Below are 17,223 nucleotides of genomic sequence, written 5' to 3'. Positions count from 1 at the left end.
AATTGCAGAAATATGAAACGCACCATTTTCGGGCAGAAATGCCGCCCTAACGGCGGCAAAAGGCACTAGATGCGGGCCTTGAGCAAGGTCTCCCGGGGTGTCTCGCCATAGCGCCGGCGGTATTCGATGGCGAACCGCCCCAGCTGGAAGAAGCCCCAGCGGGTGACGATCGCGGTGACGCTGCGCGGCTGGCGCGGATCGAGCAGATCCTCGCGCACCCGCTCCATGCGCAGATCGCGCAGGTAGCGCATGGGGCTGACGCCGAGGAACTGCTGGAAACCGTTGTACAGCGAGCGGCCGCTGACCCCGCTGATGGCCGCCAGGCTGGCCACGCTGATCGACTGCTCGGGATGGGCGCGCATGAAGTCCACCGCCAGCTTGACGTGGCGCGGCAGTACCCTGGCCGCCGGCTCGCCCAGCCGTGCGCTCAGGCTGTTGGGCTGCCAGGCCAGCAGGGTGGTCATCAGCGTCTGCTCGAACTGCGTGCGCACCAGCGGCAGCTCGAACAGCTGCGGGGCGCGCTGCAGCTGGTCGAACAGCTGCCGGGCGGTGTGGCCCCAGGCGGCGCCGTGGGCGCAGCCCAGATCCATCGGGTTGGCGAAGGTCAGCGGATCGTGCAGCGCGCAGCCAAGCAGCGCGACGGCATGCTGTTCGAGCGCGCCCCGCTCGATGCGCACGACCAGCTTGTGGCAGTCGGCGCTCCAGTGCATCGCCAGATGCTCGTCCGGCCCGTGCACGCTGCCGCAGCGGCTGTCGCTGAGCAGCTCGTGCCGCCCGACCCGCTGCCGGTCATGCCCGGCCAGCGGCAGCTGCACCAGATAGAACGAGCCCAGCTCGCCGGGCGAGACGCGCACCTCGGCGCCATAGCCCATGCGGCTGAAACTGAGGTGCCCGGTGCGCAGGTGATGATGCCGGTAGTCGAGGCCGTCCGGCGCCTGGCGGACCTCCAGGCGATGCTCGCAGAACACCGACGCCACCAGCTGGCGGGTCTCGTCGGGATCCTGCGAACACAGCTCTTCGACCCGGTTGGTGGCATTCATGACCGGCGCCCCTCCCCCCTGTTGGCAACCTGAATGCTACGCCCCCTGCGCCGGCCCCGGCCCGGCCGTTATAGCCCGGCCGGACGCACCCGATGCCAGTCGCTGACCTTCTGCAGCGCCATGCCAGCGCGGCACAGCACGCCCTCGCCGCCCTTGCCGGCGATGAACTGGCCGCCGATCGGCAGGCCGCCGGTGGTGAAGCCGATCGGCACACTCAGGCACGGGTGGCCGCTGACATTGAACGGCGCGGTGAACTGGATCAGCCGGCGGTTGGCTTCCGGGTCCTGGGCCAGCGCGCCGAGCTGGGCGTGGGTCGGCGCGGCATACGGCTGCACCGGGGCGAGCAGCAGGTCGACCTCGCCCAGCACGCACTCCAGTTCGCCGGTGAAGCGCTGCGCGTCGAGCAGCACGCGCTGGTAGTCCATGCCGGACAGTGCGCGGCCGCCGTCGATCAGCCGGCTCAGCGCCGGGCCGTATTCGCCGGCGCGGCTCGGGTAGGTGGCGGCGTGCGCCACCGCGGTCTGCACGCCGCAGTGCTTCTCCCAGTTGGCGCTCACCGCGCGGGTGTCCGGCATGCGCACGCGCACCAGGCTGCCGCCGCCGGCGCGGATCATGGTCAGCACCTCGTCGAGGGCCTCGACGATCTCCTCGTCGACGCCGTCGCTCAGCCAGGCCTCGTCGACGCCGATGCGCAGGCCGTGGAACGACTCCTCGATGCCGGGGATCTCCAGGCACACGCTGGGCAGCGAGGTGGGGTCCAGCGGATCGTGGCCGGCGATGGTCGACAGCAGGAACAGCGCGTCGCGCGCGCTGCGGGTGAGCGGCCCGACGTGGTCGAGGCTGGCGGCCAGCTCGAAGGCGCCGTGGCGGCTGACCCGCCCCCAGGTCGGCTTGAGGCCGGTCAGCCCGTTGGCCGCGCAGGGGAAGCGGATCGAGCCGCCGCTGTCGGTGCCCAGCGCGGCGTAGCACAGCCCGGCGGCGGTGGCCACGCCGCAGCCGCTGGACGAGGCGCCGGCCCAGTGCCCAGCGCCCCACGGATTGACCGGCGCGGCGAACGCCGGGTGATGGGTGGCGAAGGCGCCCTCGGTCATCTGCAGCTTGCCGAGCAGCACGCTGCCCGCCTCGCGCAGGCGCGCCACCACGGTGGCGTCTTCCTTGGGGATGAATTCGCGATGGATCGCCATGCCCGCCGCGGTGGGGATGCCGGCGGTGTGGAACAGGTCCTTCACTGCCAGCGGGATGCCGTGCAGCGGGCTGCGGCACTGGCCGCGCATCAGCTCCTGTTCGGCCTGGCGCGCCTGCGCCATGGCCTGCTCGGCCGCCACGTGGGCGTAGCTGTGCAGCGCGCCGTCGAGGCGTTCGATGCGCGCCAGCTGGGCCTCGGCGACCTCGACCGGCGACAGCTTGCGCGTACGGATCAGCAGCGACAGCTCGTGCATCTCCAGGTAGTGCAGATCGCTGGGAGTGTTCATGCGTAGCCTCCGATGAAGGCCGTCGCCACGGCGTTGAATTCGTCCGGGCACTCGCTCTGCAGGTGGTGGGCGGCGTTGCCCATGACGTGCAGGCGCGCGTCGGCGAAGCGGTTGAGCATCAGCATCGGCACGTCGATGCCGCCGAACCAGTCGTGCAGGCCCCAGAGGATCAGCGTCGGTGCCTGCACGCAGGCGAACACCGCGGTCAGGTCCTCCCACTCGCCGAAGGCGCCGGGGGTGTTGAGCAGCTCGAGCAGCGCCGGGTTGGCGCTGGCCTCGTAGCGCAGGCGCAGGGTCTCCTCGTCGAGCTTGGCGTCGTCGTGCAGCTCGTAGCGGCAGATCAGCTCGCGCATCTTCGCCAGGCTCGGTCCGCCGCCGGCGAAGTAGTAGTCGCTCATCAGGGTCGCGGCATGCTTGCTGAACAGCGGCAGCGGCTGCAGCACGCCGCGCGCCACCGGCTGCGAGCCGATCATGACCAGGCGGCCGACCCGCTCGGGATGGTCGGCGGCGAAGCGGGTCGCCACGCAGCCGCCGAACGACTGGTTGACCAGATGGGCGCGCGGGATGCCCAGCGCGTCCATGAAGCCCAGCAGTTTGCGCGCGTGCCAGGCGAGCGCCGGCCCCTCGACCGGCACCATGTCGGAGCCGCCGTACTGGGCGAAGTCGAGGAAGTAGCAGGTGTGGTTGGCGGCGAAGGCCTGCGCGCTGAGGCGGAAATTGCTCCAGGCGGTGCTGCCGGGGCCGCCGCCGTGGGTGAAGATCACCGGCAGGCTGCCCGCCGGGCCGTCGACCATACGGTAGTGCAGGCGCACGCCATCCACGGTGACGAAATGGCTGCGAGATAAGACGTCGTTATGCATGCGACAGGCTCCCGGTTGCCCGCAGCCCGGCGCGAGGGGCGCGCGCCGGACTGCGAAGCGGACTTACTCTTCGATCTTCTTGACCTTGTAGCCCGGGCGGTGGCCGTCGGCGGTCTGCTTGAAGATCAGGCTGAGATCCTTGACCGAGCCCTGCACGCCGCGGCCGGGTTTGGCGATGCCGCGGTTCCAGCGCGAGGACAGCTTGCGCCAGGTGATCGGCGAGATGTCGGTGGCCACCAGTTGCTCGTCGTCCCAGCCGGTGCCGTCGGCGTAGAAGTTCTGCATCGCCTCGCGGGCGTACAGGTCGCAGTCGTTGAAGCCGTGCAGACACAGCGGCTTGTACACGGTCTCGTAGCGGTACTCGTGCTTGGCGCGCTCCTCGGGGGTGTTGCACACGCGCACCAGGACTTCCCAGTATTCGTGGGTGTCGTCGGTGATCGGCACGTACCACTCGTACTGCACCACGTGGTCCTGCGGCCAGTTCTCCACCATCAGCACGCCCGGCAGCACCACCGAGGTGCGGTAGTAGCGGCCGTTGACGCCGTCGACCTTGAGACCGAGTTCCTCGTTCTCCAGCACCGGCTGCCAGTTCTCGGTGAACATCATCTGCATCATGCCCTTCGGGCCGTTGTCGTCCTCGACCAGCTGGATGGCGTCGTCACCGACCGGCAGCAGGCCGAGCGGCAGCACCCAGTTGTTGACGTGGACGATGCTGTTGTCCTTGTGGACGAAGATGTGCGCGTTGTCGAAGCCGTTCTCGCAGGCGATCCGCCAGTTGCCGAAGCCGGTGCGGTGCATGCCGAGCACCACGGCGTTGTCGTCGAGCACGCTCGGCGAGGCCGGCCACAGCGGGTGCGGGAAGCGGTCGCTGTTCTCCGGGAAGCGGAACGGCAGGTCGGAGGACAGCGGCGGCACGTCCTCGTCCGGGAAGTCGTCCTCGCGGACGAACACGAAGATCATGCCGTTGACCTCGTGCACCGGGTAGGTGGTGATGCCGGTGGTGCCGACCAGCTTGTCGTCCGGGTTGGCGACGATGGTCGCCAGCTTGCCGCTCTCCAGGTCGAAGGTGAAACCGTGGTACCAGCAGGAGATGGTGCTCTTGTTGAAGCACATCGGCTTCTCGGACAGGCGCACGCCGCGGTGCAGGCACTGGTCCTTGAGGGCGAACACCTTGCCGTCGACGCGGCGCAGGACGATCGGGATGCCGCAGATCTGGATGCCCTCGACCTGGTCCTCGCCCAGCTCGTGGGTGAACAGCGCCGGGTACCAGTGGTTGATGAAGCCCCAGGCGGCGTCCTTGTACGGCTGGTACTGGCTCTGGGTCTTGGCGTTGTTGGCGCGGGCATCGCTGATGCCGGTCTTGACTTGGCGGCGACGGACGATGGGTTGCTCGGACATTGGAAACCCCCGGAAGGCTGACTTGGAGAGTGGGTGCCGCCCTGTGCGGCACCCTTGAGAGTCATCCTAAGAAGCAGGGACTTGCCTGACGCTCCAATGACCGAGGGGGTTATCCCGGCAGTGCAGAAAAGAAGAAAGAGGGGGCTCCATGCCTACTCGGCCGACATTCCGCCGTCCACCGACAGGGTGGCGCCGGTGATGTAGGAGGAGTGCCCGGAGAGCAGCCAGAGCACCGCCGCGCTGACCTCCTGCGGCTGGCCGACGCGATGCATGGGCACCCCGTCGTCGTACATGTGCGCGTCGCCGCCGGTGACGCGGTCGAAGCTCGGCGTCTTGATCGGCCCCGGGCAGATCGCGTTGACGCGGATGCCGCGGGTGGCGTAGTCCAGCGCGGCGGCGCGGGTGGCGCCGACGATGCCGTGCTTGGAGGCCACGTAGTAGGCGGTCTTCGGCATCGCCTTGAGACCGAAGATCGAGGCGTTGTTGACGATGGCGCCGCCGCCGCTCTGCAGCATCGCCGCCGTCTCGTACTTCATCATGTACAGGATGCCCTTGAGGTTGATGTCGATGACATCGGAGAAGTCCTCCACCGGCGTCTCGTGCACGTCGGTGAACTCGCGCTGCAGGCCGGCGTTGTTGAACGCCCCGTCGACCCGTCCGTACTTCTCCATGGCCAGCGCCACCAGCGCCTGGCAGTCGGCCGGCCGCGACACGTCGGTGGCGCGGAACAGCGCCTGCCCGCCGGCGGCGACGATTTCCTCGAGCAGATCGGCGCCGGCCCGGGCGTTGCGGTTGCCGATCACCACCCGGGCGCCGGCCCTGGCCAGGGCCAGGCTGGCATCGCGGCCCATGCCGCTGCCGCCACCGGTCACGATGATCACTTTGTCCTGCAGTTGGTAGTCAGGGTTCATCTAGCGAGCCTCCTGGAATGGGAAATGAGCCGGGCCGCGCGGAAGGCGCCCCGGCTCGATCATAGGAAGGAGGCTCCCCGCCAGCGCTCCGAGAAGTCACGCGTCTATCCCGACAGAGCAGATTCCTGCCGCGGCGCGGCCCGGGAAGGCGAAGGAGTGCTTGCGCCAGATGAGCGCCGAAAGCCGAGGAGGGCCGGCGCCCTCCTCGTCGCGGCGTCAGCGCGCCAGGGTTTCCGACGGGCTCTCGCCGAAGCGGCGCTTGTAGTCGGTGGTGAAATGGCCGAGATGGCTGAAGCCCCAGCGGAAGGCCACCGCCGTCACCGTGGTGCTGCCGGCGCTGCCCTGCTGCAGCTCCTCGTGCACGCGGCGCAGGCGCACTTCCTTCAGGTACAGCATCGGCGAGGTGTTGCGGAAGCGGCGGAAGCCGGCGAACAGCGAGCGGCTGCTGACCCCCACGTGCTCGGCCATCTCGACGATGGAGATCGGCTCGTGGGCGTGCTCCTCGATGTAGCGCTCCACGCGCTTGACGAACGACGGCGCGATCGACTGCGTCTCGTCGGCGCACAGCTCGGCGCTGTAGTTGTTGGGCTGGCAGGTCAGCAGCGCGGTGACCATCGCCTGCTCGAACTGCGCGGCGAGCAGCGGCGGCAGGCTGCCCTCGTCGTGGGACAGGTTGTCGTAGATCCAGCCGACCATGCGCATCCAGCGCTGCCCCTCGGCGGTGTCCAGCGGCATGTCCGGCTGGAACTCCACCGGCTTGGCCAGGGTGCGACCGAGGTGCTGCTGGCAGATGCGCTCGAGCAGGCTGCGGTCGACGCGCATGATCAGCTTTTCGGTGTCCTTGCGATGGTGGATGCGGCACGGCAGGTGGGCGTTGAGCACCGAGGCCTGGGTGGGGGTCGAGCACACCTGGCGGCTGCCGAACTCGATCACTTCCTGGCCACGGATCGGCATCATGACCAGGGAAAAGGTATCGAGCACGCCGGGGTCGATGGTGATGTCGCTGCCGTAGCTCATGCGCCCCACGCCGATGCCGCCAAGGCGCCGGTAGTAGATGCGCGTGTCGACCGGCGCCTGGCGATCCTGGTGGCGCAGGCGGTTCTCGCAGAAGATGCGTTCGCCCCAGCGGCGCGCTTCTTCGAGATCCTGGGTGTGGCATACCTCGAACTTGGCCAGCACGGCGTCCGGGGGCGTCGCCGTGGCAAACATCAGACTATTCATACTTCGTTCAGCCTCTATCTTTTTTCTTATAAGGCGCATGGTCGTTGTTCATCACCGCTACCCTCACTCCGCTCGCTGAACTGGCACGCATGCGGCTCCGGAGTGATCCCTGTTGGTGCAAACGCTCTCCCTGTCTGTCGTCCCACCATGCGCAGAGTCCGCCGTTACCGGTAAAACCGCGTAACACAACCGGAAAATCGAACGCTCCACACACTTCAAAGCAAGAAAGATACCAGTTACGAAAAACCCTCCTGTTTCAGAGCATTCGCTTCCAGATAAGCGCCGAATCGCTCTGTAAAGTCGAAAAATTAGACTATTTAGAAATTACGCAACTGACTTCCCGCGCGCCGCGCCCACCATCACGAACAGCATCCGCGCCGGGCTGTTACCGGTGTTACGCCAGGCATGCCGGGTTCCCATCTGCACCACCACATCGCCCTGACGCAGCACCCGCTCGCCGTCGTCCAGCTCGAGGGTGAGTTCGCCCTCCAGCAGCACGCCGTAGTCGATGGTGTCGGAGCGGTGGAAACCGGGGGCGTCGGCCTCGAACAGCTCGCCCAGCCCGGGCAGCCGTTCGCACAGTTCGCGGGCGGCCACCTGCGGATCGAAGTCCGCCGCGATGGCCGCGTGCTGGGGTGGAAAGGTGACGCGCATCGCGCAGCTGCCGCCGGCGGCCGGCAGCACCGAGTGCGGCGGGCAGGCGGGATCGACTGGATGCGCGGGAATGGGCCCGGGGGCGGTCTGCCAGATCAGCTCGACGGCGAAGCCGGGGAACTGGCGGAATTCGCCGACGCTGGGCAGCGGGCCGCTGCTGGCGACGGTCGAGCGGCCGGCCTGATCGTGGCCGGTGACGATGCGCTGCGTTTGCATGCCGTGGTGCTCCGTTGTGGTGCGGGCGCGGGCCGTCCGCTCACGCCGACGGCCCGCGTCGCCGCAGGGGCTGAGGGTCAGCCGTGGACGATGTGGAAGTTGGTGAAGCCGTTGGCCTGGCTCTGGATGTCCTCGAGCGCCTGGTTGAGCTGCGCCAGCGGATAGGCGCGCTCCTCCAGCAGCGACAGGTCGAGGAGGCCCGACTCGACCATGCGGGCCATCTCGTCGCCCTCGGCGGTGGTGAACCACAGCGAGCCGATGTACTGCAGCTGCTGGCACATGAACGGATGCGGGTCGATGGGGATCGGCCCGGCGACGCCGCCGATCTGCACGATGCGCCCGCCGCGGCCGACCGCGCCCATGGCGTCCACCGACAGCGCGGCCGGCGCCTTGGCGCCGAGGGTGTCGAGCATGGCGTCGACGCCGTCCGGCAGCAGTTCCAGCACCTGCTCGCGGATCGGCCGCGCGCCGATCGGCACGATCTCCACCCGCCGCGGGTCCAGCTCCTTGAGGCGCTCCAGCGCCGCGCGGTCGCGGGCGGCGACCACCACCCGGGCGGCGCCGAAGGCCAGCGCCAGCAGGGTGGCGCCGACGCCGAGGGTGCCGCTGGCGCCGAGGATCAGGATGCTCTGCGCCGGGCGCAGGGCGGCCTTGCGGATCGCCGAGTAGGCGGTGCCGAGGTAGCCGAAGCGGGTGGCCTGGGCGCTCGACAGGTTGTCCGGCAGGCGCACCAGGTTGCTGGCCGGCGCGGTCAGGTACTCGCCGTAGCCGGCGTAGGGATACTTCGCGAAGATCGCCTGCGAGCCGGGGCCGAAGCCGAAGTAGCCGAGGAAGGTGTAGGCCGCACAGCGCGGCGTCTCGCCCTGCTTGCAGTGGCGGCACTCGCCGCAGCCGATGCCGGGATTGACGTAGACGCGGTCGCCCGGCTTGAAGGAAGTGACCGCCGAACCGACCGCGGCCACGGTGCCGGCCGAGTCGAGGCCGAAGATCGCCGGCAGCGCCGGCAGCGGCAGGAACGGGTACCACTCGGGGAAGTGGGTGGTGACGTTCTTCAGGTTGGGGATCACCGTGCTGGCCTCGACCTTCACCAGCACGTCGTGGGCGCCGGGTGCCGGAACCGGCACCTCGTCGAGGACGAATTGCGCGCCGATCTGGTGCAGGCGCGCGGCTTTCATGGTCGGCATCTTGTTGTTCTCCGCTGACCGGACAGCCCGCCAGGGCTGCCGGACGGCTCTGTCTGGAAGGGAATGGCGGGACCGGCGCGAACCGGTCCCGCCAGACGTGGCGCTGAATCAGCGGCCAACCCGCTGCAGGGTCTGCAGGGAGAAGTCGCTGGCCTTGGCGTCGAAGTTGGTCTTCCACGACTTGGTGTCGATCATCGACAGGGTGGCGTGGTTGCGCTGGAAGTCGATGACCGCCCCGGCGGTGGTACGGATGTCGCCGTCGGCGGTGTTGGAGTAGGAATGGAACTCCATGAACTTCCAGAACTCGCCTTTGCGGTCGTAGGCCTCGGCGTAGTAGAAGCGCGGGTACTTCGCGTCGATGTACAGCACCTTCTTGCTGTACGGGTGCGCCGACGGGGTGATCGCCTCGATGACGTAGACCTCACGCGGTTCGAAGTCGTTGTTGTTCATGTTCCAGAAGGGCGCGGCGTCCTCCACCACCGGGTACTTCTCGGCGAAGCTCTTGCCCTGCGGATTCCACAGGCCGGTCTTGCTGTTGGCCACGGCGAGCACCCAGCGCTTGCCGAGCAGCTTGTACTCGGGGTACCAGCACGGCCGGGCGTTGAAGATCTCCAGGTCGTCCTGCAGCTGGTCGGAGGAGCCGACCGGATCCATCCAGGCGCCGCCGGACAGCTGGCGCACCCGGCGCACGGCGGGGATGTAGGCCCACACGCTGTTGACCTTGTCCGAGTCGTACATCACGGTGTAGGTGCCGAGGCCCTTCATGTCGGAGGGCGACTTGAAGTACAGCAGCTGGCGGCCACGCTCGCTGCCGTCCCCTTCCACCGCCTGCTCGCTGGTCAGGCGACCCTTCATGCTGTAGCGGCTGAACTCGGCGACCGGCTCGGCGTGCACGCCCTTCTTGCCGTCGATCAGCAGCTGGGTGTACTGCGGCACCTGGGAGACGTCGCCGACCAGCTGGCCGAGGTGCCAGTTCCACACCAGCTTCTCGGCGGCCTGCGGGTCCTTCATGTCGATGTTCGGGAAGGGCGCGCCGGCGCCCCAGTTGTCCACCCGGCAGGCTTCCTTGTTGAGCACGGCCTTGCCCTCGTTGGCCTGCGAGGCCTTGACCCAGCGCGGGTCGAGCGGCACTTCCCTGGACTTGGCCAGCGGCAGCTTCCAGCCGTTGTTGCGGATGCGCCATTCCATCTTCTCGGTGAGCAGGCTGGCGATGCTGTGGCCCTCGAAGGTGTCGTTCTTGACCTGGTCGAGGTTGGCGGCGGAAATCACCGTGCCCGCCGGCAGTTCGGCGGCCATGGCGAGGGTCGACAGGCTGCCGGCCGCCGCGAGGAGACCGACCGTCAGGGTGTGGCGCAGGGGGAAGCGGAGTGCGTTCATGTGGGTCTCTCCGGTGGGGATCAGAACAGGTAGGTCAGGCTGGTGTAGAGCTGGTCGCGGTTGTTGAAGTAGTCGAACAGCGTGGCGTTGTCGCAGGAGGCCGCATTCGGGAAGCCGCACTTGTCGCCGTCGCGCGCGTCGCTGCCCCAGAAGGCGTCGTACTCGACCTTCCAGCGCAGCTTGCTGGACAGCTCGAAGGTGACCGAGGGCACGGCGAAGCCGCCGCCGTTGCTGAGGTCGGCGCCGACCACCAGGTTGGGGCGGATGCGTCCGCTGTTGTAGCTGAGGTCGAAGATCCCGGTGGCGAGCACCGAGTGCTCCTTGACCTTGCCGCCCCAGCCGACGCTGTAGAGCAGCGCGTCGTCCTCGTCGTAGTTCTGCACCCACTTGTCGAACAGCTGCACCGAGAAGAACATCGGCTTCTCGGTACCCAGCCAGTCCTGGGTGGCGGCGATGTTCTTGTCCATGCGCAGCATCAGCGCGACCACGTCCTTGGTGGCGTAGCCGTCGAAGCCGGGGGCCACGGCCTGGCTGATCAGGGTCGGCGGCGACTGCAGGATCTGGTAGGGCGCATCCTTGATGTACGCCATCTCGGTGCTGAACACCGCGTCCGCCCACTCCGAATAGCGGCTGGCGGTGAAGCCGAAGATGTCGACCATCGGGTAGATGATCTCGCCGGCCGGGCCGCGGGTCTGCTCGGTGCCCTTGGTTTCCGCCCCGGACGGCACGCCCGGCTGGCCGAACAGCGCGAGGTTGTTGGAGGCGTTGAGGATCGGCGACGGGTAGAAGGTCTTCAGGTAGGAGACCGAGTAGTTGGTGTCGCCGTACAGGCCGTTCCAGCGGATGCCGCCGGTGACGTCGCGGTAGTCGCCCTCGTCGTTCTCGAAGTTGTACGGGTCGATGTTGCGGAAGTCGACGCCGGCGTACGGCTGGCTCGACCAGCGTCCGCCGTAGATGTCCAGCTCGGTGCCGATGTCCTCCTTGCGGTCCCAGCCCGGGCGCACGAACACTTCCAGGCCGCCGTCCAGCTCCGGCACGTCGATGTTCATCTTGGCGATGATGTTGGCCTTGCGCAGTTCCTCGTTGGCCGGCTCGAGGAAGCTGCGCCAGGTGTAGTCGAAGCCGTGCACCAGGTCGTTGGCGGCGAAGAAGTCGGTCTCGCCCCAGGCGATCTGCTGCTTGCCGAGGCGGAACTGCAGGCGCTCGCCGACCGGGAAGTCGACGTACAGCTCGCGGATCTCCTCGTCGTTGTAGAGATCCATGATGTCGCCCTGACCGTCGGCCGCGCGGTAGTTGTAGGCGCCCATTTCCTCGAGGTGCTCGAGGAAGTTGGTCTTCACCTCGCGGGAGGCGCGCAGCTTGGCCACCACGGCCACGTCCTCGGTGGCCTTCCACTCCAGGTTGAGGCGCGCGGTGCTGCGCGCCATCGACAGCTTGCCCTTGTCGTCGTAGCCGGGGGTGTCCTCCCAGTTCTTCATATTCCAGGACATTTCCTGGCGCAGGTAGCCGTCGACCTTGAGGCGGTCTTCGGCGAAGGCCGGGGTGGTCGCGGTGGCCAGGGCGATCGCCAGGGCGAGCTTGTCCAGAGGGGTGCGCGAGCGCGCACCCGGAATGCCGTGCTTGTTCATGTGTTATCCCCAGAGTGGTTGGCAGCGAGGAACCGATGGTTTCTTGTTGTTGTTATCCCGTCTCAGGCCGGCTGGAACGGGGCGGGTTGGGCACTGGCCGCCGGCTCCGGCGCGCGCTCGCCGAAGATGAAGCGCGGGCGGCAGACGTAGATCAGCGCGGGCATGACGAACAGCGCGGAGAACGCCGACACGCTCAGCCAGATGGCCATCAGCAGGCCCATCTCGGCCTGGAAGCGCAGCGAGGACACCCACCACAGCAGGGTGGCGAGGATCAGTACGCTGGCGGTGACGATGACCCCCATGCCCGAGCTGTGCAGGGCCTGGCGGATGGCGTGTTCGGGGCTGCTGCCGGCGGCGATCTCTTCCTTGACGCGGTCGGCGATGTAGAAGGCGTAGTCGACGCCCAGGCCGATGCCGAGCGCGGCCACCGGCACGGTGTTGATGTTCATGCCGATGCCCTTCCAGGTCATGAAGGCGAAGGTCAGCATGTTGGAGATGATCACCGGGACCATGAACAGCATGCCGGCGACGCTGGAGCGGTAGACGATGGTGCACAGCACGGCGAGCACCAGCAGGGCCAGGGCGATGGCCTCGATCTGGCTGGACAGGATGATCTCGTTGACCGCGGCCATCACCCCGATCAGGCCGCCGGCCAGGTGCCACTGGCCTTCGCTCAGCGGATGGCTGGCGATGAACTCCTTGATGCGCGCCACCGCGGTGCGGATGGTCTCGCCCTGGCGGTCGCGGAACATCAGGGTCACCGAGCCGTTGGCGTAATGCTCGTCGGCGAAGCGCGAGATGTCGCCGGGCTCCGACACCGAGTCGAGCATGGCCATCAGGCTGCCGTTGAGGTTGCCCGTGTCGCCCAGCTCCAGATAGCGCGGGTTGCCCTCGCGCAGGCTGGCGTTGACCTGCGGCAGCACGTCGGCGATCGACACCGAGCCGCCGACCTCGGGCTGCGCCTCGATGAAGCGCTGGAAGCTGTTCATCGCCTGCAGGGCCTCGTTGCCCTTGATCAGGTCGGGGCGGCTGTCGTCGCCGAGCACCACGAACATGCGGTCGACGCCCTCGAAGCGCGCATTGATCGCCGCCGAGTCCTGGTTGTACTGCGCCTGCGGCCAGAGGATCGGCGAACCGGGATTGGCGTCGCCGATCTTCAGGTTCAGCGAGTACAGGCCGGCGCCGACCACCACCAGCAGGCTGACGCCGAGCACCGCGTAGCGGGCCCGCGACAGGCTGACCGCCACGGCCAGGTCGAGCACCTTGCGCAGCACCGGCAGGCAGTCGAGCGGATGGGCCATGCCGTGCGGCTTGCGGATGAACGACAGCAGCACCGGGGTGAGGATCACCGCGCTGACGGTCAGGGTCGACACCCAGACCACCGACAGCACGGTGAGCTTCTGCAGCATCGGGATCGGGCTCAGCGCCACCACCGCCATGCACGCGGCGTCGGCGATCACTCCCAGCATGCCGGGACGGAACAGGTCGGCCAGGGCGATGCGCGCGGCGATCCGCGCGGTGTCGGTGCCCGGCGGCAGCAGCTCGATCTCGTCGTCGAAGCGGTTGACGATCTGCACCGAGTGCGACACCGCCCGCGAGGTGATCAGCATGGCCACCACGATGACCAGCGGCTCGAAGTGGATGCCCAGCAGGCGGCAGATGCCCAGCGCCCAGACCGCGCTGACCACGCCGGCCAGCAGCGGCAGGAACAGCCCGCGCCAGGTGCGCAGCAGGACGAACAGCATGACCAGGGTCACCGCCAGGGCGGCCAGCACCAGCTGGATGGTCTCCGGCAGGTAGTGGTTGACCCAGCCGTAGAGGATCGGGTCGCCGACCACGCGGATCTTCACGCTGCCGTCGTCGACCTTGGCGATCAGCGCGCGGACCTCGTGGAACACCTTGCTGTAGTCGACCTGCTGGTCGATGAAGTCGACGGTGACCAGGGTGGCCTGCAGGTCCTTGGACACGTAGGGCCCGTAGACCATCGGGTTGCGCAGCACCGAGCGCTTCAGCTCGGCCATCGCCTCGGCGTCGGCCGGCAGGTCGGGCCACATCAGCGGGCGGCTCTCGATGCCCGCGGTGGAGGCGCGCACCTCCTTGAGCTTCTTCGAGGCCAGCGAGGTGATCTGGTACTGGTTGACCGCCGAGACTTCGCGCAGGCCGAGGGTGACGCTGCGCACCTTGTCGAGCACGGCGGTCTGGAAGATGTCGCCCTCCTCCACCTCGAACATGATGGTGACCATGTTCGAGCCGCCGAAGGTGTCCTTGAACTTCTCGTGGGTCTCAACGTACTCGTGGCGCGAGGGGAGCATGTCCTCGAACACGGTGCGCACCTCGATGTGCAGCGCGAACCAGCTGAGGATCAGGGTCAGGCAGAGCAGCACGCCGGTCACCCAGGCGCGCCGACGGATGCAGAATTCGGCTATGCGTTCGATCATGGTCGTATCTCGCAGAAGAGGGGCCAGGTCAGGCGATTCAGGGGTTCACGGGCGACCACTGGCGGCCGTCCCAGCGACCGACGTCGGCGCCGGCCAGCCAGATGCCCGTGCCGACCAGCAGGGCGCGGGTGTGCCAGGCCAGGTTGCGCTCGTCGAGAGCGCCGCTCTGCCAGCCGCCGTCGGCGCTGCCGCTCACCCAACGGCCCAGCGCGCCGCTGGCGAACCAGCGGCCGTTGCCGGCATCCCAGAGCACGTCGAACAGGTGATCGTTGATGCCCAGGTCGACGCTGTCCCACTGCCGGCCGCCGTCGCGGGTGACCAGCAGGGCGCCTTCCAGGCCGACCGCCACGCCGTTCAGCGCGTCGCGGAACTGCACCGACATCAGCGAGGCCGGCACCGGGCTGGCGATCTCCTCCCAGTTCTGGCCCTGCACGTCGCCGAGCAGGATGCGGCCGAACTCGCCGACCACCAGCAGGCGGCCGTCGTCGAGGATGGCCACGTCGTTCCAGGCCACGTCCTCCTCCTCGCGCAGACGCTGCCAGTTCTGCCCGAAGTCGCGGCTGACCAGCAGCGCGCCCATCTCGCCGGTGGCGATGGCCTGGCCGCCCGGCGCGACGCGCACCCGGTTGAGCTTGTTGGCGACTTCCGAGCGCGGCACGTCCTGGGCGGTCTGCCAGCTCTGCCCGCCGTCGGCGCTGAACAGGATCACCCCGTCGTTGCCGACCGCCACCGCATGCTGGGCATCCCACACGGCGATGTCCTGCAGGGTGCGCTGGGTCGGGGTGGCCAGGCGGCTGACCCTGCCGTCCTCGGCGATGGCGAGGATCTTGCCGCCGGAGCCGCTGACCCAGACGTCGCCGGCCGGCGACAGGGCCAGGCCGTAGAAGTGGTCGCGGCGCTCGAGCAGCGGCGGCGTCACGGTGGCGCCCACCGGCTGCGGCTTGATGAACAGGCCCGCCCACAGCAGGCCGCCGATGATGGCCCAGGGCAGTACCGTCATGAGCACCTTTGTGCCGCGCTGGACGAGGCCCGGACGGGACACCACCTGGGATGTGGCTTGGTCGATATTGATCAGTGTTGACATGGGTCAAGTCCGCTGGGTTGACGTTGACCTCACTTTATGGAGACCCCGGAGGAGCAACTATCCGCCCACCGCGCGGCTTGTCCCGTTGGTGCAGATTAATTTCCGCCCGTGCACTCCCCGGACAAGCGTCCCCTGCCGGCAAGAAAATGGCCGATGCTCCGGCAGCGAAGCATCGGCCCAAACCTCCTCGGGCAGCGCCGGGAGGACCCTGCCACCTTCAGTAGCACGACTTGATCAGGGCAATCCCCTTGCCGAGGACCTCGCGCCAGGCCGTCAGGTCCTCGGCACGCACCTCCCGGTCATGCTCTGCGACCGTCTGCAGCAGCGCATCCAGCCACAGGTCGTAGAGCTCCGGGCGGATGTCGAACCCCTCTCGCGAGTGGCTCTGCCCCAGCGCGCGCAGCTTGGAGTCGGACATCCCCCGCGCATGGAGCACCAGGTTGAGGATGCCGGCGCGCAGCAGATGCTTCTGCGCAAGCATGTCGGTGGCGGCGAACTTGGCGCGGATCACCGGCGAGCTGGCGAGAAACCGCTGGTAGAAGTCATCGAAAAAGCCCGGGCTGGCGCAGCAGCGCCCGTAGCTCTGCATCACACGACTGGTCGGCAGCATGCGCCTCTCTCCTCTCTCATGTACCCCGGCAAGGCGGGCACGGCGGGCCCCGCAGCACGGCCCGCCAGCCCGCATGCAGCCGGGCCGCTCAGTGGCCCTTGCCGGCCGCCAGCAGATCCAGCGCGACGTCGACGATCATGTCTTCCTGGCCGCCGACCATGCGCCGGCGGCCCAATTCGACGAGGATGTCGAGGGTCTTCAGGCCGTACTTGGCCGCCGCCACTTCGGCGTGGCGCAGGAAGCTCGAGTACACCCCGGCGTAGCCGAGGCCGAGGGTCTCGCGGTCGACGCGCACCGGACGGTCCTGCAGCGGACGCACCAGGTCGTCGGCGGCGTCCATCAGGCGATAGAGGTCGGTGCCGTGGTTCCAGCCCAGGCGCTCGGCAGCGGCGATGAACACCTCCAGCGGCGCGTTGCCGGCGCCGGCGCCCATGCCGGCCAGCGAGGCGTCGATGCGATCGCAACCTTCCTCCACCGCGGCGATGGAGTTGGCCACGCCGAGCGACAGGTTGTGGTGGGCGTGCATGCCGGTCTGGGTGGCCGGATCGAGCACGGCCTTGAAGGCGCGCATGCGGTCGCGGATGTCCTGCATGTTCATGGCGCCGCCGGAGTCGGCCATGTAGATGCACTGCGCGCCGTAGCTCTCCATCAGCTTGCCCTGGGCGGCGAGCTGCTCGGCGGGGATCATGTGGCTCATCATCAGGAAGCCGACGGTGTCCATGCCCAGGCTGCGCGCGTATTCGATGTGCTGCTTGGAGACGTCCGCCTCGGTGCAGTGGGTGGCCACGCGTACCGAACGGGCGCCGGCGTCGTAGGCGGCCTTGAGGTCGTGGACCGTGCCGATGCCGGGCAGCAGCAGCACGGTGATCTTCGCCTGCTTGATCACCTCGGCGGCGGCCTCGATCCACTCCAGGTCGGTGTGCGCGCCGAAGCCGTAGTTGAACGAGGAACCCTGCAGGCCGTCGCCGTGGGTCACCTCGATGGAATCGACGCGCGCCTCGTCCAGGGCGCGGGCGATGTCCTGCACGTTCTGGATCGAGTACTGATGGCGCACGGCGTGGCTGCCGTCGCGCAGGGTCACGTCGGAGATGTACAGCTTCTTGCTCGGGTCGAAGGTCATGGCACGTCTC

14 protein-coding genes are annotated in these 17,223 nt (G+C 68.2%); all 14 read right to left on the bottom strand.

Going from position 1 to position 17,223, the window contains the following annotated elements:
* Positions 1-65: 65 nt before the first annotated feature.
* The 14 genes from SK095_RS16860 to dmpG all read right to left on the bottom strand — a co-directional run bounded on the left by SK095_RS16860 (position 66) and on the right by dmpG (position 17,213).
* A complete protein-coding gene (locus SK095_RS16860) occupies positions 66-1,040 on the bottom strand; it encodes an AraC family transcriptional regulator (protein WP_320546903.1) in 975 nt (324 codons plus the stop codon).
* A 68-nt stretch (positions 1,041-1,108) separates the two neighbouring features.
* The gene (locus tag SK095_RS16855; protein ID WP_320546902.1) at positions 1,109-2,512 is read right to left on the bottom strand and encodes an amidase; all 1,404 of its coding nucleotides are present in this window, start codon (positions 2,510-2,512) and stop codon (positions 1,109-1,111) included.
* Positions 2,509-3,372, bottom strand: coding sequence for an alpha/beta hydrolase (locus SK095_RS16850; protein WP_320546901.1), 864 nt, complete (start codon positions 3,370-3,372; stop codon positions 2,509-2,511). Before SK095_RS16850 ends, SK095_RS16855 begins: the two co-directional genes overlap by 4 nt.
* A 63-nt stretch (positions 3,373-3,435) precedes the next feature.
* Positions 3,436-4,770, bottom strand: coding sequence for a Rieske 2Fe-2S domain-containing protein (locus SK095_RS16845; RefSeq protein WP_320546900.1), 1,335 nt, complete (start codon positions 4,768-4,770; stop codon positions 3,436-3,438).
* A gap of 152 nt (positions 4,771-4,922) precedes the next feature.
* Positions 4,923-5,681: a glucose 1-dehydrogenase gene (locus SK095_RS16840; protein ID WP_320546899.1), complete on the bottom strand. Its 759-nt coding sequence runs from the start codon at positions 5,679-5,681 to the stop codon at positions 4,923-4,925.
* Positions 5,682-5,897: 216 nt separating this feature from the next.
* The gene (locus SK095_RS16835; protein ID WP_320546898.1) at positions 5,898-6,902 is read right to left on the bottom strand and encodes an AraC family transcriptional regulator; all 1,005 of its coding nucleotides are present in this window, start codon (positions 6,900-6,902) and stop codon (positions 5,898-5,900) included.
* Positions 6,903-7,226: 324 nt separating this feature from the next.
* Positions 7,227-7,772: a cupin domain-containing protein gene (locus tag SK095_RS16830; protein ID WP_320546897.1), complete on the bottom strand. Its 546-nt coding sequence runs from the start codon at positions 7,770-7,772 to the stop codon at positions 7,227-7,229.
* A gap of 77 nt (positions 7,773-7,849) precedes the next feature.
* On the bottom strand, positions 7,850-8,956 hold the full coding sequence (locus SK095_RS16825) for an alcohol dehydrogenase catalytic domain-containing protein (protein WP_320546896.1): 1,107 nt from the start codon (positions 8,954-8,956) through the stop codon (positions 7,850-7,852).
* A 108-nt stretch (positions 8,957-9,064) separates the two neighbouring features.
* Positions 9,065-10,333 carry a DUF1329 domain-containing protein gene (locus SK095_RS16820; RefSeq protein WP_320546895.1) on the bottom strand — a complete coding sequence of 423 codons (1,269 nt, stop codon included), beginning with the start codon at positions 10,331-10,333 and terminating at the stop codon, positions 9,065-9,067.
* A gap of 20 nt (positions 10,334-10,353) precedes the next feature.
* Positions 10,354-11,961, bottom strand: a complete 1,608-nt coding sequence (locus SK095_RS16815) for a DUF1302 family protein (protein ID WP_320546894.1) — start codon at positions 11,959-11,961, stop codon at positions 10,354-10,356.
* Positions 11,962-12,023: 62 nt separating this feature from the next.
* Positions 12,024-14,399: an efflux RND transporter permease subunit gene (locus tag SK095_RS16810; protein ID WP_320546893.1), complete on the bottom strand. Its 2,376-nt coding sequence runs from the start codon at positions 14,397-14,399 to the stop codon at positions 12,024-12,026.
* 37 nt (positions 14,400-14,436) lie between these two features.
* The gene (locus tag SK095_RS16805) at positions 14,437-15,483 is read right to left on the bottom strand and encodes a WD40/YVTN/BNR-like repeat-containing protein (protein ID WP_320546892.1); all 1,047 of its coding nucleotides are present in this window, start codon (positions 15,481-15,483) and stop codon (positions 14,437-14,439) included.
* 217 nt (positions 15,484-15,700) lie between these two features.
* Positions 15,701-16,093, bottom strand: coding sequence for a globin (locus SK095_RS16800; RefSeq protein ID WP_320546891.1), 393 nt, complete (start codon positions 16,091-16,093; stop codon positions 15,701-15,703).
* 88 nt (positions 16,094-16,181) lie between these two features.
* Positions 16,182-17,213 carry a 4-hydroxy-2-oxovalerate aldolase gene (gene dmpG / locus SK095_RS16795; RefSeq protein ID WP_320546890.1) on the bottom strand — a complete coding sequence of 344 codons (1,032 nt, stop codon included), beginning with the start codon at positions 17,211-17,213 and terminating at the stop codon, positions 16,182-16,184.
* Between the last annotated feature and the right edge of the window lie 10 nt (positions 17,214-17,223).

The organism is Pseudomonas sp. AN-1, from assembly GCF_034057115.1.
In the GTDB taxonomy this organism is placed as follows: Bacteria; Pseudomonadota; Gammaproteobacteria; order Pseudomonadales; family Pseudomonadaceae; genus Geopseudomonas.
This window is presented reverse-complemented; position numbering and strand designations above follow the sequence as displayed.

Coding starts and splice junctions, on each gene's coding strand:
- SK095_RS16860 (WP_320546903.1), bottom strand. CDS start 1,040: ATGAATGCCACCAACCGGGTCGAAGAGCTGTGTTCGCAGGATCCCGAC.
- SK095_RS16855 (WP_320546902.1), bottom strand. CDS start 2,512: ATGAACACTCCCAGCGATCTGCACTACCTGGAGATGCACGAGCTGTCG.
- SK095_RS16850 (WP_320546901.1), bottom strand. CDS start 3,372: ATGCATAACGACGTCTTATCTCGCAGCCATTTCGTCACCGTGGATGGC.
- SK095_RS16845 (WP_320546900.1), bottom strand. CDS start 4,770: ATGTCCGAGCAACCCATCGTCCGTCGCCGCCAAGTCAAGACCGGCATC.
- SK095_RS16840 (WP_320546899.1), bottom strand. CDS start 5,681: ATGAACCCTGACTACCAACTGCAGGACAAAGTGATCATCGTGACCGGT.
- SK095_RS16835 (WP_320546898.1), bottom strand. CDS start 6,902: ATGAATAGTCTGATGTTTGCCACGGCGACGCCCCCGGACGCCGTGCTG.
- SK095_RS16830 (WP_320546897.1), bottom strand. CDS start 7,772: ATGCAAACGCAGCGCATCGTCACCGGCCACGATCAGGCCGGCCGCTCG.
- SK095_RS16825 (WP_320546896.1), bottom strand. CDS start 8,956: ATGCCGACCATGAAAGCCGCGCGCCTGCACCAGATCGGCGCGCAATTC.
- SK095_RS16820 (WP_320546895.1), bottom strand. CDS start 10,333: ATGAACGCACTCCGCTTCCCCCTGCGCCACACCCTGACGGTCGGTCTC.
- SK095_RS16815 (WP_320546894.1), bottom strand. CDS start 11,961: ATGAACAAGCACGGCATTCCGGGTGCGCGCTCGCGCACCCCTCTGGAC.
- SK095_RS16810 (WP_320546893.1), bottom strand. CDS start 14,399: ATGATCGAACGCATAGCCGAATTCTGCATCCGTCGGCGCGCCTGGGTG.
- SK095_RS16805 (WP_320546892.1), bottom strand. CDS start 15,483: ATGTCAACACTGATCAATATCGACCAAGCCACATCCCAGGTGGTGTCC.
- SK095_RS16800 (WP_320546891.1), bottom strand. CDS start 16,093: ATGCTGCCGACCAGTCGTGTGATGCAGAGCTACGGGCGCTGCTGCGCC.
- dmpG (WP_320546890.1), bottom strand. CDS start 17,213: ATGACCTTCGACCCGAGCAAGAAGCTGTACATCTCCGACGTGACCCTG.